This is a genomic window from Micromonospora sp. NPDC047730 (assembly GCF_043204765.1).
Taxonomy (GTDB): Bacteria; Actinomycetota; Actinomycetes; order Mycobacteriales; family Micromonosporaceae; genus Micromonospora.
Map to the genome: position 1 here is coordinate 394229 of NZ_JBIDCU010000002.1, position 13164 is coordinate 407392.

The window sequence follows — 13164 nt, forward strand, 5'->3', positions numbered from 1 at the left end:
GTCGGTGGACGGGTCGGTGGCGTACCTGCTGACGGCGGCGGGCTGTCTGGTGGGGGTGGCCGGAGTGGTGGTCGCCGTGGTGGCCCTGCGCCGGGGTCGGTCCCGGCCCCAGCGCCCCAAGGACCCGGGCGATCCGCTGCGGGACCGGGACGCCGACGCACTGCGCGGCGACCCCCGCCGCCTGAAGCCCGGCGACATCGTCGAGATCCGGGGGACGTCGTACGCCGTCCGCGGCTCGATCCGCCTGGTCGAGGGCGGCTGGAGCTGGGCCGAGCACCTGCTCGACGACGCCGCGGGCGTGCGCCGTTGGCTCTCCGTGGAGGAGGACCCGGAGCTGGAACTGGTGCTCTGGGCCGCCGAGCCGGGCGCCACCGTCACCCCGGGCGCCCCGACGATCGACTTCGCCGGCCGTCGCTACAACTGGGACGAGTCCGGCCAGGCCCGCTACACCGCTACGGGCACCACCGGCCTCGACCCGACCGGCACCATGCGGTACCACGACTACCAGGCGCCCGGCGGGGCCCGGCTCTCCTTCGAGGCGTACGGCGAGGCGGGCTGGGAGGTGGCGCTGGGCGAGGTGCTGCACCGCGCCGACGTGATGATCTACCCGCAGGCCGAGGTGGACTGATGCTCGTCACCCTCGACGCCCCGTACGTCGACACCAGCGCCGCCGACCTCAGCCTGGCCCTCGGCGACGACGAGTTGCCGGCGCTGCACGTGCTCGACCTCGACCTGCCCGGCGGCGTCCGGCTGCGGCTGCGCCTGCTCGGCGCCTCGCACCAGGTCGTCCTGCGCGCTGGAGGCACCACGCTGACCGAGACGGTCGCCTGCCTGCCCGGCCGCCCGCCCGAGCTGCCGCAAGCGGTGCAGGACGAGGCGAACGGCTACCGCTTCACCGCGACCGTGCTGCGGCCCGCCGGCACCGGGCTGAGCGACCGGGTGGCCGCCCTGCGCGCCGACCTGGCCGACGACCCGTACGCGCTGGTGGGGGTCTTCCCCGGCGACGTCGACGCGGTGACCGCGCTGTCGGTGCGCCCCGACCCGCCGGACGGCGCACTCGGCTGGCGCACCTGGCACGCGTATCCCCAGACCAACGAGCTGGTCCTGACCGAGACGGTGGTGGCACTGCGATGACGTACCGACGCTGGTTCGTGGTGGGGGTGGCGTTCGCCGTCATCGGCGCGCTGGTCGCCGCCTTCGCCATCTTCTACGGCAACTTCTCGCCCCGCGGCTTCGTCGAGGACAGGTACACCCGGGCGGTGAGCCGGGACATCGGCCGGGACGCGGTCGCCTACACCTCGAACCGGTCGCCCAGCCAGGTGGCGAAGGAGGTCACCGACGCGTGGCGGCCGGCCGACCAGTACGTCGACGGCAGCGGTGTCTACCTGCGCTACGACGACGACTCGGTGGTGATCCTGCCGATCGCCGCCGGCTCGGTGATCCTGTTGGAGCGCATGGGCACGGCGTACCCGCGCTACCACTCCACCGTGGGCAACCACTGGGGCTGGGGCCGGGGCAGCACCGTGCGCGGCGGCGGCCCGGGCTCCGGCAAGTAGCTCATCCCCTCACCCCGACGAAACCCCTGGAGTCCCCTTGCAGACGCTGGTCACCGATCTGCTGGTCACGCTCGCCTACGGCGTGGTCGGTGTCGTCCTGATGGCCGTCGGCTACGCCCTGGTCGACGTGGCCACCCCCGGAAAGCTCCACGAGCTGATCTGGGTCGAGCGCAACCGCAACGCCGCGCTGCTGCTCGCCTCCAACCTGGCGGGCGTCGGCATCATCGTGGTGGCGGCCATCGCCGCCAGCGCCGACGACTTCGTGCTCGGCATCGTCGGCGCGGCGGCGTACGGCATCCTCGGCCTGGTCATCATGGCGGCGGCGTTCCTGCTGCTCGACGTGGCCACGCCGGGCAGGCTCGGGGAGATCCTGGTCGACCCGCAGCCGCACCCGGCGGTCTGGGTCTCCGCCGTCGTCCACCTGGCCACCGGCGCGATCATCGCCGCCGCCATCAGCTGATGGCCGGCGCGAAGACACCCGCCGCGCCGGCCGCGAAGAAGTCGTCGCCGAAAGCGGCGGCGGTCGTCTGGCTGGTCAGCGGCATGATCGTCCTCGGTTGCGTGGTGGCCGGGATGGTCAACAGCGGTTCGGGAGACGACGACGTGCCGTCGCCGACCGCGCAGGAACGCGGTGACACCGTGCCGATCCTCCAACGCTCCGCCGACAGCCAGGGCATCTGCTACGGCTGGGTGCTCCAGGACTACTTCAGCTACGGCGACCCGCTGAGCGTCGGGTCCAACCTCGGCGACGGGGTCGCGGTCGAGGAGAACCCGGCCTGCCCCCGATGGGTGCAGGTGGACGCCCGGGTCGCCTACACCTCGGAGAGCAGCGAGAGCAACGACTCCGCGCGGATCGACGTGACGGGCTCCGCCGACATCTCCACCAGCCAGCTGTTCCGCATCGAGGACGGGCTGACCCGGTTCGGCCTGACCGAGGACGTCTTCGTCGACGATCCGGGTTGGGCGATCACCCGGGCCGCCGTGACGCTGCCCCTGCTCGCCGTCGAGGCGGGACTGGTGGAGCCGGCCGCCACCCCGGCTGCCGACGCGGCCACCCCCGCGCCGCTGTCGGACGCCGGCAACGACCTGTGGCGGGACCGCTGGGGCTACCTGCTGGCTGCGCTCGGCCTGCTGCTGCTCACCGGGCTGCTGGTCGCCATCGGCCTGTGGCAGCGCCGCCGCCAGCTCCGCGAGGAGGCCGAGAAGGGCACGGCCGACGGGCGGACGCCCACGGCTCCCCGGCAGTCCGCCAAGCGGGACGCACGGCGTACGCCGGAGGGTCGGTGACCGTCGACGCGCCGGCGCCCGCGCGGTGGCGGCTGTCCCGCGCGGCGGTGCTCGTCGCGGTCTTCGTCTGCGCCGCCTGCGGCCTGGTCTACGAGCTGGCCCTGGTCGCCCTGGGCAGCTACCTGATCGGGGACACGGTCGGGCAGGCGTCGATCGTGCTGGGCGTGATGGTGTTCGCGATGGGCGTCGGCGCGCTCGCCGCCAAGCCGTTGCAGCCGCGCGCCGCCGCCGCGTTCGCCGCGATCGAGCTGGCCCTGGCCCTGCTCGGCGGTCTCTCCGTCCTCGGCCTCTACGCGGCCTTCGCGTGGCTGGACCTCTACGGCCCGGCGCTGGTCGGCACCGCGTTCGTGCTGGGCCTGCTGATCGGCGCGGAGATCCCGTTGCTGATGGTGCTGCTGCAACGCATCCGGGAGCAGTCCGCCGGCAGCGCGGTGGCGGACCTGTTCGCCGCCGACTACGTCGGTGCGCTGCTCGGCGGGCTGGCCTTCCCGTTCCTGCTGCTGCCGGTCTTCGGGCAGCTCAAGGGCGCGCTGGTGGTCGGCGCGGTGAACGCCGTGGCCGGGCTCGCGCTGGTCTGCACGGTCTTCCGGCGCGAGCTGAGCCGCCGGGCCCGCGTCGCGCTCGGCGCCGGCGCCGCCGTGGTCTTCCTCAGCCTCGGGTACGCGTGGGTGACCGCGCACGACTTCGAGCTGACCGCCCGCCAGCAGCTCTACCGGGACCCGGTGGTGCACGCCGAGCGCAGCCGCTACCAGGAGATCGTGCTCACCCGCTCGGTCGCCGAGACCGGGCGGGCCGGCACCGACCTGCGGCTCTTCCTCAACGGAGACCTCCAGTTCAGCTCCGTCGACGAGTACCGCTACCACGAGGCGCTGGTGCACCCGGTGCTGAACGGCCCGCGCGGCGAGGTGCTGGTGCTCGGCGCCGGCGACGGCCTCGCCGTACGCGAGCTGCTGCGCTATCCGGACGTCCGGCGGATCACCGTGGTGGACCTGGACCCGGCGGTGGTGGCGTTGGCCCGCAGCGAGCCGCAGCTGCGCCGGCTCAACGGCGGGGCGTTCGACGACCCCCGGGTCCGGGTGGTGCACGCCGACGCGTTCTCGTGGCTGCGTACCGCCACGGACCGGTTCGACGCGGTGGTGGCCGACCTGCCCGACCCGGACGAGACGGCCACCGCCAAGCTCTACACGGTCGAGTTCTACGCGCTGGTGCGCGCGGTGCTCGCCGAGGGCGGCCGGCTGGTCGTGCAGTCCGGCTCGCCGTACTTCGCGCCCCGGTCGTACTGGTCGATCGAGGCGTCGCTGCGCGAGGCCGGCTTCGCCACCACGCCGTACCACGTGGACGTGCCGTCCTTCGGCGACTGGGGCTTCCTGCTCGCCGCCCCCGGCGCGACCGCGCCCGCCCTGGCCCTGCCGCCGGACGCGCCGGCGCTGCGCTTCCTCGACGCGGCGACGCTCTCCGCCGCCGGGGCCTTCCCCGCCGACCGCCGCCGCGTGGACGTGCCGGCCTCCACCCTGCTCCAGCCCCGGGTGCTGGAGTACGCGCGGGCGGAGTGGCGCGGCTACTAGTGCGTGTCGCGGCCCGCTGTGTGCGGGTATGTCGATGCCGTACGGCGGGTCGGTGTCCGCGTGCCGTGCCCGACTGGCCCGATCTCGATACGGTGTGACCGCGATCTTAGGGAGGGAGAATCATGGTCGATTCCCACAACACGCCGGCCCGTACCCGGCCGGGTGTGGTGACCATTTCCACGTATCTGCTGTGGCTGTTCGCGCTCACCCAGCTCATCGGCGTCATCATCGCGCTGTCCACCGTCGGCACCGTCCGCAGGGTGCTCGACGAGGCCTACCGGGGCACCGCGGTCAACGGCGCGCAGAACGTGGCGGACATCACCATGTTCGCCACCATCGGTGCCTCCATCCTCCTGCTCCTGCTCGCGGTGGCGCTCGCCGTGCTGGGCGTGTTCAACAACCGGGGCAGCAACGGGGCGCGGATCACCACCTGGATCATCGGCGGCATCATGGTCTGCTGCACGGGCGGCGGCCTGGTCAGCGGCTCGGCCGGCGGCGGCTTCGGCGGGACCGGCCAGACGACCGGCAACGGGCCGAGCCCGGAGGAGGTCCAGCGCCGGCTGGAGGAGGCGCTGCCCGGCTGGGTCAACCCGGTCTCCACGCTGGTCGCCGTGATCGGGCTGCTCTCGCTGCTCGCCGCGCTGATCCTGCTGGCGCTGCCGAAGGCCAACGAGTTCTTCCGCAAGCCGAAGCAGGCGTGGGAGCCGCCGGTCCCGGGTGCGGCCTACCCGGGCCACCCGCAGACGTCCGGCGAGCCCGGCTACCCGCAGACGCCGGGCTATCCGCAGACGCCGGGCTACCCGCAGGCACCCGGCCAGCCGCCGGCACCGGGCCAGCCCGGCTACCCGGCTCCGGGCGGCCAGCCACCGTCCTCTCCGTACGGCGGGCACCAGGGGCAGCCGGGGGCGACCCCGGGTGGCGAGCAGCCCGGCTCGGACCGCCCCGGTCCGACGCCGCCGCCGGTGAGTTGACCGGCCGATAACAGCGACGCCGACGGTCCCTCCGAGTAGGTTGCATCCCGACGCCTACCGGAGGGACTCGTCGTGTCGTACCCCGATCGGGCACCGGCCCGTCGCCCGGGCGTGGTCACGCTGGCCGTGGCGGCGCTGGTGCTGATGGCGGTCGCCGCCCTGGCGTACGCCGTCGCCGGCGCGGCGACCCTCGGGGGCACCGTGGACCGGTTCCGCGACGCGGCCGGGAGCACCTCGGCGGGCCCCGACCAGGTCGACCGCATCGTCACCCTGCTGCGCGTGTCCACCGTGCTCACCGTGGTGGTGAGCACGGTGGCGGGGCTGCTCCTCGCCGGTCTGGCCCTCGGCCTGCGGGCCGGCCGCTCCGGCGCGCGCACCGCGACCTGGGTGGTGTCCGGCCTGGGCCTGATCCTCGGCTGCTGCGCGCTGGCGGTGCTGGTCGGCGAGCGCGCCGCCCCGCTGCGACTCGGCGAGGACGACCGGGCGACAGGGGAGTTGCTGGGCCTCGTCGACGACTCCCACCCCTCCTGGTGGATTCCGTTGGGCGCAGGGCTTTCCGTCGGCCAGGTGCTCGGTTACCTTGTGGTAGCAACGCTGCTGGCCCTGCCGGCGGCGAACGCCTGGTTCCGCCGCCGACCAGCACCGCCCGCCTCGCAGCAGCCCCTGACGCAGCCCGCCCCGCCCGCCGACCCGCAGCAGCCCGCACCGCCGCCCGCCCAGCACCAGTGGCACCAACCGCCCGCGCCCTCGTACCCGCCGAGTGAGGATCGCCCGTGACGCTCGACCAGCCGACCACCGGGCGGCGGGCCCTGATCACCGGCGCGACCGCCGGCATCGGCGCCGCCTTCGCCCGCCGGCTGGCGTCGGACGGCTGGCACCTGGTGCTCGTGGCGCGGGATGCCACCCGGCTGGCCGACACGGCGGCCGAGCTCACCGCGCGGCACGGCCGGGAGGTCGAGACGATCCCGGCCGACCTGTCCACCGACGACGGTTGCGCGGCCGTGGAGCGGCGGCTGGCGGAGGGGTCGCCGGTCGAGTTGCTGGTCAACAACGCCGGCATCAGCCTGAACACCCCGTTCCTGCGGTCGTCCGCCGAGGACGAGGCGCGGCTGCTGCGGCTCAACGTGCACGCGGTGATGCGGCTGACCCTCGCGGCCCTGCGTCCGATGACGGAGCGGCGTCACGGGGCAGTGATAAATGTCTCTTCCGTGGCGGGTTTCGGGGCGGTCATGCCGGGCTCGACCTACTCGGCCAGCAAGGCGTGGGTCACCAACTTCAGTGAGTCCGTCGGCCAGTCCGCGCGGCCGTTCGGCGTCCGCGTGATGGCGCTCTGCCCCGGCTACACGCGGACGGAGTTCCACGAGCGGGCCGGCATCAACATGTCGAAGACCCCGGAGTGGATGTGGCTGCGGGCCGACGACGTGGTCGACGAGGCACTGCGTGACCTGCGCAAAGGCAAGCTGGTCAGCGTCCCCGCGTGGAAGTACAAGCTGGCCGTCGCCGGTCTGCGGCACGCGCCCCGGCGGCTGCTGGAGGCGGTGGCCCGCGACACCCGGGGCCGCATCGGCCGCGACGGCGGCTGACCGCCGCAGCGGGGCCGCGCCGCGCCGCCGGCCGGCGTCGATCGCCCGCCCCACCGGCTGAACGGTCGCTCAGCGTAGCCGGCCATCGCCATCCATCGGTCGCTCCCACGGCTGATCCGGGTGGACCCGCCACGCGGCTCCCAGACTTGCGCAGTACCCTCTACCCCCATGGGGGACCACGACGACCTGCGTAAATTCATTACCGACCTGGCGGTGGTCCACGGCCGGGTGGTGCTCTCCTCCGGGCGCGAGGCGGACTGGTACGTCGATCTGCGTCGCGTCACGCTCCATCACCAGGCCGCCCCGTTGGTGGGCCGGGTGATGCGCGAGCTGACCGCCGACTGGGGCTACGACGCGGTGGGCGGCCTGACCCTGGGCGCCGATCCGGTGGCGATGTCCATGCTGCACGCCGCATCCGCGACTGATCATCCGCTGGACGCGTTCGTGGTCCGCAAGGCGGGCAAGGCGCACGGGCTCCAGCGCCGGATCGAGGGACCGGACGTGGCCGGCCGGCGGGTGCTGGCGGTGGAGGACACGTCCACCACCGGGGGGAGTGTGTTGACCGCGGTCGAGGCCCTTCGTGAGGTCGGGGCCGAGATCGTGGGTGTGGCGGTTATTGTTGATCGAGGCGCCGGCGACGCGGTGAGAGCTGCCGGACTGCCTTATCGGGCGGCCTATACGTTGGCTGACCTCGGCCTTGTGGCGTAAAAGTCTGCCGATTCGGATCTGCTGATATGCAGGCGGATCGATGCTGCTGGTGGAAGGATGGAATACGTGGGAACTGCGTTGGCTGAAATGACCATGCCTCAGATCTCGCCGCTTGCCGGCGAGCCGATCGAACGTGCCGATGCCGAGCGTCTCGCCGGGGTCCTCAAGGCCCTCGCCGACCCCGCTCGACTGCGGCTGCTCAGCCTGATCCAGTCGGCGCCCGAGGGCGAGGCGTGCGTGTGCGACCTGACCGCGCCGCTCGGCCTCTCGCAGCCGACGGTCAGTCACCACCTGCGCATCCTCACCGAGGCCGGCTTGCTGGAGCGGGAGAAGCGCGGTGTCTGGGCCTACTACCGGCTGGTGCCGACCGCGATCGCCACGATCGCGGATCTGCTGACCCCGCCGCGCAAGCGCGCCACCAAGAAGGCTCGCTGACCTGTAGCGATCGTCCGGTGCCATCCCCCACCGGGGACGGCACCGGACGGCCCGCCGGTCAGTGCTTGCCGTAGTGCTCGCGGGTCTCCCGGATCGCCTCCTCGGCGGCGGCCCGCTCCTGCGCGGTGGTACCACGCCTGGCGGCCATCCTCGCCCGCAGCAGCTCGACGGCGATCGGGACGACCGAGAGCGCCACGATGGCGATAAGGATCATCTCGATGTTCGTCTTGACGAACGGGATCTGGCCCAGGAAATAGCCGAGCACGGTCACTCCCGTGCCCCATAGGACGCCGCCGATCACGTTGTAGATGACGAAGGTGCGGTAGTTCATCCGGCTGACCCCGGCCACGATCGGCGTGAACGTCCGCACGATCGGCACGAAGCGGGCCAGCACGATGGAACGCGCGCCGTACTTCTCGAAGAAGTCGTGCGCCTTCAGCACGTTCTCCTGCTTGAACAGCTTCGAGTTCGGCCGGCGGAACAGCGCCGGGCCGACCTTGCGGCCGAACGCGTACCCGACCTGGTCGCCGGCGATCGCCGCGAGGGTGATCAGCAGGCAGACCAGCCACAGCGGGTAGGTGATGTACTTCCCGTCGGCGGTGAGCAGACCCGCCGTGAACAGCAGCGAGTCGCCCGGCAGGAAGAACCCGATCAGCAGGCCGGACTCGGCGAAGACGATGACCAGGATGCCGATCAGCCCGAACGTCGAGATCAACACCTCTGGATCGAGCCAGCTCGGCCCCAGGGCCAGGGTGGTGGTGGGCGTCGGCACGAGGTGACCTCCGATGGATGCCGGTCGGGGACGGAACGTCCGTAGTCTAGGTGGCTCCCCGGCGTGCCGGTGCTCGACGTCACACCCACGTCCGCCCGCCCGCCGTCCCGGCCGGGGCCGGGACGGCGGGGACCGCGCCTACAGCCGGGGGTCGACCGGCTCGGACTCGCAGGCCAGGATCGCGAAGACCAGCTCGTGCCGGCGCCACAGCGGCGCACCGGCGACCAGCGCGTCCAGCGCCGCCAGCCCCAGCCCGTGCTCGCGCAGCGCCAGCCCCCGCTTGCGCCCCAGCGACCGGCGGCGCAGCGCGGCGAGCTGCTCCGGCTCGTCGTACCCGGGGCCGTAGATGATCCGCAGGTACTCCCGGCCCCGGCACTTGAGTCCCGGCTGGAGCAGCGAGCCCCGCTCGGAGCGGGCGGCCGGACCGGCGTACGGCTTGACCACCATGCCCTCGCCGCCGGCGGCGGTCAGCTCCAGCCACCAGTCCGTGGCTGCCGCCTCGGCGGCGGGATCGGCCAGGTCGACCACCTGTCGACGGGTCGGCGTGAAGAACTCCGGGTCGGCCGCGCAGAGCCGGTCGGCCAGCCCGAGGTGCCAGCCGTGGTCCCGGTCGGCGTAGCTGGCCTTGGCGCCGGCGAGCACCGCGAACGGGGCCAGGGTCACCCCGCGCAGCCCGTCGGTCGGCCCCACGTACGCCCGGTAGGCGTCCGAGTAGGCCACGATCTCGTCGCGTCGGCGGGCCATCCGGTCGCGCAGGTCGCCCACGGGCAGGCCCCGACCGGCGGCGGCCTCCAGCGCGGCCAGCGCCGCGGGCAGCGCGGCCCGGCCGGCGGCGCCGACCCCGGCGTACTGCTCGCGGATCAGCCCGCCCGCCTTCGCCGACCAGGGCAGCAGCTCGCAGTCCAGCAGCAGCCAGTCGGTCTCCAGCTCGGCCCAGAGCCCCGCCCCACCGACCGCCCCGCGCACCCGGTCGAGCAGCCCGGTGTCGAGCGGCTCGCCGAAGAACGGCCGGCCGGTACGCGTGTGCACCACCCCGCCGCCCGGGCCGAACGGCCCGCCGTCGGGCTCCCGGCAGACCAGCACCACCGCCCGCGAGCCCATGTGCTTCTCCTCGCAGACCACCCGGTCCACGCCCGCCGCGCGGTAGTCGGCGAACGCCTGCGCCGGGTGCTCCAGGAAGCCGCCCACCGTGGCCGTCGAGCAGGGCGCCATCGTCGGCGGCAGCCAGGCCAGCCAACGCGGGTCGACCGCGAACCGGCTCATCACCTCCAGCGCCGCCGCGGCGTTCTCCGCCGGCACGGTCAGCGACCCGTACGCGTGCTCGATGTGCCGCCGGCCGGCCACGTCGGTCAGCTCTAGCACCTGGTCGGGTCGGGCCGGGGCGGCGGTCAGCGGGCGGGCCGGGGCGTACCACTCCCGCTCCGCCGGCACCGAGAGCAGCTCCTTCTCCGGGTAGCGCAGCGCGGTGAGTCGGCCGCCGAAGACGCAGCCGGTGTCGATGCAGATGGTGTTGTTCACCCACTCCGGCTCCGGGGTGGGCGTGTGCCCGTAGACCACCATCGCCGAGCCCCGGTACTCCCGCGCCCACGGGTAGCGCACCGGCAGCCCGTACTCGTCGGTCTCGCCGGTGGTCTCGCCGAACAGCGCGAACGCCCGCACCCGGCCCGACGCGCGGCCCTGGTACGCCTCCTTCAGCCCGGCGTGCGCGACCACCAGCCGGCCGCCGTCCAGCACGTAGTGGCTGACCAGGCCGTCGACGAAGGCCGCCACCTCGGCCACGAAGCTGTCCGGCTCCGCCGCCAGCTGGGCCATCGTCTCGGCCAGACCGTGGGTGAGCCGCACGTCCCGGCCGCGCAGCCGGCGCAGCAGCTTCTGCTCGTGGTTGCCGGGCACGCAGATCGCGTGTCCGGCGGCGACCATGCCCATGACCAGGCGGAGCACGCCGGGGGAGTCCGGGCCGCGGTCCACCAGGTCACCGACGAAGACGGCGGTACGCCCCGCCGGGTGGGTCGCGTCGACCGGCCGGCCGTGCTCGTCGCGGCGCAGTTCCCAGCCGAGCCGGGTGAGTAGCGCCTCCAGCTCGGCGCGGCAGCCGTGCACGTCACCGACGACGTCGAACGGCCCGGTCAGCTCCCGCCGGTCGTTGAACAGCTTCTCGTAGCGGATCTCGGCGGCGTCGATCTCGTCCACGCCGCGCAGCACGTGCACCTTCCGGAAGCCCTCCCGGGCCAGTTGCCCGTACGACCGGCGCAGGTCACGCTGCATCCGGGCGAGCACCTGCCGGCCGAAGGTGCGGTCGGCGCGGCCCTCGGTGCGCTCCCAGGCCAGTGCCTCGGGCACGTCCAGCACGACGGCCACCGGCAGCACGTCGTGCTCGCGGGCCACCCGCACCAGGGCGGCCCGGGCGTGCGGCTGGAGGTTGGTCGCGTCGACCACGGTGAGCCGGCCCCGCCGCAGCCGCGTGGCGGCGACGTGGTGCAGCGCGTCGAACGCGTCGGCGGAGGCCGACTGGTCGTTCTCGTCGTCGGCGACCATCGCCCGGAACGCGTCGGAGGAGAGCACCTGGCTGGGCGCGAAGTGCCGGCGGGCGAAGGTCGACTTGCCGGAACCGGAGACGCCGACCAGCGCGACCAGGGCCAGCTCGGGGATGTCGAGGGTGGTCATCGGCTGTTCTCCTGGCGGGTGAGCACGGCGAGCTGGGTGGGGGCGCCGACCTCGGGATCGTCGTCGCCGACCCCGCCGATCGCGGCCGAGTAGCCGTAGGTCGCGGCCACCCGGTCGACCCACGCCGCGAACTCCGCGCGGGTCCACTCGAACCGGTGGTCGGCGTGCCGGAACCGCCCGGCGGGCAGGCCCTCGTAGCGGACGTTGTACTCGACGTTGGGCGTGGTCACCACGACGGTGGCGGGACGGGCGTGGCCGAGGACGGCGTCCTCCAGCGCCGGCAGCCGGGGCGGGTCGACGTGCTCGATCACCTCCATCAGCACCGCCGCGTCGTAGCCGCGCAGCCGGTCGTCCCGGTAGGTCAGCGCGGACTGCCAGAGCCGGACCCGGTCCCGCTGCCGCTCCGGCAGGCGGTCCAGCCGCAGCCGCCGGGCGGCCAGGGTCAGCGCGTGCGGGGACACGTCGGTGCCGACGATCTCGGTGAACCGGCGGTCGCCGACCAGCGCGGCGAGCAGGGCGCCCCCGCCGCAGCCCAGGTCCAGCACCCGGCTCGCGCCGGACTCGACCAGCGCCGCGAGGACGGCCTCCCGCCGTCGCGCCGCCAGCGTCGGCTGGCGGAGGGTGGGCTCGTCCACCGTGTCGGGCTCGGCGGCGGCCGGCTCGTCGGTCAACCGCTGCTCGGCGAGGCGGGCGAGGGCCAGCCCGGCCAGCGCCCGCCGGTGCGCCAGGTAGCGGCGGGTGATCATGCCCCGCTCCGGGTGGTCGGCCAGCCAGCCCTCGCCGGCCCGGAGTAGCTTGTCCACCTCGTCGGGCGCCACCCAGTAGTGCTTGGCGTCGTCCAGGACCGGCAGCAGGACGTAGAGGTGGTTGAGCGCGTCGGCGACGCGCAGCGTCCCGGTCAGGGTCAGGTCGACGTACCGGCTGTCGCCCCACTCCGGGTGCCGCTCGTCGAGCGGGATCGGGGTCGCGGTCACCGCCCAGCCGAGCGGGCCGAACATCCGGGCCGCCACGTCCGCGCCGCCCCGGCAGCGCAGCACCGGCACCCGCACCTCCAGCGGGATCGGCGTACGGGCCAGTTCGGGGCGCTCCCGGGACTCGCCGCGCAGCGCGGAACGGTACACCTTGGACAGCGCCGAGGAGAGCAGGCTGGACGCGGCGTACGGCCGGTCGTTGACGTACCGCCCGAGGGTGAAGCCCTCCGGGGGCGTTGCCTGCTGCCGGCCGCGACCCTTGCCCCGCGCGCCGGCCAGCCGCAGCGGGTCCACGTCCAGCAGCAGGGCGGCGGTGCAGCGCTGCTCGCCCGCCTCCGGGTAGAACACGTGCACGGTGCCGACCGGCACGTCGAAGGTGTGCGCGCGGTCGGGGTGCTTGACCAGCAGGTGACCGAGGTCGGTCGCCGGGCGGTGGGTGGTGGTCAGGGTGAGCAGCACGCGCCCATGGTGTCAGTGTCTTCGATCTTGCGTCGTCCCGTTTTTGCTCTTGTCTCGGGGTGGGTTTCCGGGGGAGCCCCACCCGCTCCGGGCGGTCAGGCTTGATCCCTGCGCGGGTGGGGCTCCCCCGGAAACCCGTGGTGGTCCGGCGCCGTCCGGAGGCGTGCGGGTGCGCTCTGCTCACGGTGGGGGC

Annotated in this window: 14 protein-coding genes; 11 read left to right on the forward strand and 3 right to left on the reverse strand. The window is 73.9% G+C overall.

Annotation, left to right across the window (positions count from 1 at the left end):
* Positions 1-4 precede the first annotated feature (4 nt).
* The 11 genes from ACGF5G_RS07300 (at position 5) to ACGF5G_RS07350 (ending at position 8105) form a co-directional block, all read left to right on the forward strand.
* Positions 5-628, forward strand: coding sequence for a DUF4178 domain-containing protein (locus tag ACGF5G_RS07300; RefSeq protein WP_363705170.1), 624 nt, complete (start codon positions 5-7; stop codon positions 626-628).
* Complete coding sequence (locus tag ACGF5G_RS07305) at positions 628-1134, forward strand: DUF2617 family protein (RefSeq protein ID WP_393259754.1); 507 nt, start codon at positions 628-630, stop codon at positions 1132-1134. The genes ACGF5G_RS07300 and ACGF5G_RS07305 overlap by 1 nt, the downstream gene beginning before the upstream one ends.
* Positions 1131-1556 (forward strand): DUF4247 domain-containing protein, encoded by a 426-nt coding sequence (locus tag ACGF5G_RS07310; RefSeq protein WP_393259756.1) that lies wholly within the window; start codon positions 1131-1133, stop codon positions 1554-1556. Before ACGF5G_RS07305 ends, ACGF5G_RS07310 begins: the two co-directional genes overlap by 4 nt.
* A 37-nt stretch (positions 1557-1593) precedes the next feature.
* On the forward strand, positions 1594-2016 hold the full coding sequence (locus ACGF5G_RS07315) for a DUF350 domain-containing protein (protein ID WP_350685610.1): 423 nt from the start codon (positions 1594-1596) through the stop codon (positions 2014-2016).
* Positions 2016-2843 (forward strand): hypothetical protein, encoded by an 828-nt coding sequence (locus tag ACGF5G_RS07320; RefSeq protein WP_393259759.1) that lies wholly within the window; start codon positions 2016-2018, stop codon positions 2841-2843. Before ACGF5G_RS07315 ends, ACGF5G_RS07320 begins: the two co-directional genes overlap by 1 nt.
* Positions 2840-4408, forward strand: coding sequence for a polyamine aminopropyltransferase (locus tag ACGF5G_RS07325; protein ID WP_393259762.1), 1569 nt, complete (start codon positions 2840-2842; stop codon positions 4406-4408). Before ACGF5G_RS07320 ends, ACGF5G_RS07325 begins: the two co-directional genes overlap by 4 nt.
* 122 nt (positions 4409-4530) lie before the next feature.
* Positions 4531-5379 carry a hypothetical protein gene (locus tag ACGF5G_RS07330; RefSeq protein WP_393259765.1) on the forward strand — a complete coding sequence of 283 codons (849 nt, stop codon included), beginning with the start codon at positions 4531-4533 and terminating at the stop codon, positions 5377-5379.
* Positions 5380-5451: 72 nt separating this feature from the next.
* Positions 5452-6156, forward strand: coding sequence for a hypothetical protein (locus tag ACGF5G_RS07335; RefSeq protein WP_393259768.1), 705 nt, complete (start codon positions 5452-5454; stop codon positions 6154-6156).
* Positions 6153-6962, forward strand: a complete 810-nt coding sequence (locus ACGF5G_RS07340) for an SDR family NAD(P)-dependent oxidoreductase (protein WP_393259771.1) — start codon at positions 6153-6155, stop codon at positions 6960-6962. The genes ACGF5G_RS07335 and ACGF5G_RS07340 overlap by 4 nt, the downstream gene beginning before the upstream one ends.
* Positions 6963-7130: 168 nt before the next feature.
* Complete coding sequence (locus tag ACGF5G_RS07345; protein ID WP_393259773.1) at positions 7131-7670, forward strand: orotate phosphoribosyltransferase; 540 nt, start codon at positions 7131-7133, stop codon at positions 7668-7670.
* A 57-nt stretch (positions 7671-7727) separates the two neighbouring features.
* On the forward strand, positions 7728-8105 hold the full coding sequence (locus ACGF5G_RS07350) for a helix-turn-helix transcriptional regulator (RefSeq protein ID WP_007073957.1): 378 nt from the start codon (positions 7728-7730) through the stop codon (positions 8103-8105).
* A gap of 58 nt (positions 8106-8163) precedes the next feature.
* Here the strand turns inward: ACGF5G_RS07350 and ACGF5G_RS07355 are convergent, their stop codons facing one another.
* The 3 genes from ACGF5G_RS07355 to ACGF5G_RS07365 form a co-directional block, all read right to left on the reverse strand.
* Positions 8164-8877, reverse strand: a complete 714-nt coding sequence (locus ACGF5G_RS07355) for a DedA family protein (protein WP_393259776.1) — start codon at positions 8875-8877, stop codon at positions 8164-8166.
* A 138-nt stretch (positions 8878-9015) separates the two neighbouring features.
* Positions 9016-11541, reverse strand: a complete 2526-nt coding sequence (locus ACGF5G_RS07360; protein ID WP_393259778.1) for a polynucleotide kinase-phosphatase — start codon at positions 11539-11541, stop codon at positions 9016-9018.
* Positions 11538-12971, reverse strand: a complete 1434-nt coding sequence (locus tag ACGF5G_RS07365) for a 3' terminal RNA ribose 2'-O-methyltransferase Hen1 (RefSeq protein ID WP_393259780.1) — start codon at positions 12969-12971, stop codon at positions 11538-11540. The genes ACGF5G_RS07360 and ACGF5G_RS07365 overlap by 4 nt, the downstream gene beginning before the upstream one ends.
* Between the last annotated feature and the right edge of the window lie 193 nt (positions 12972-13164).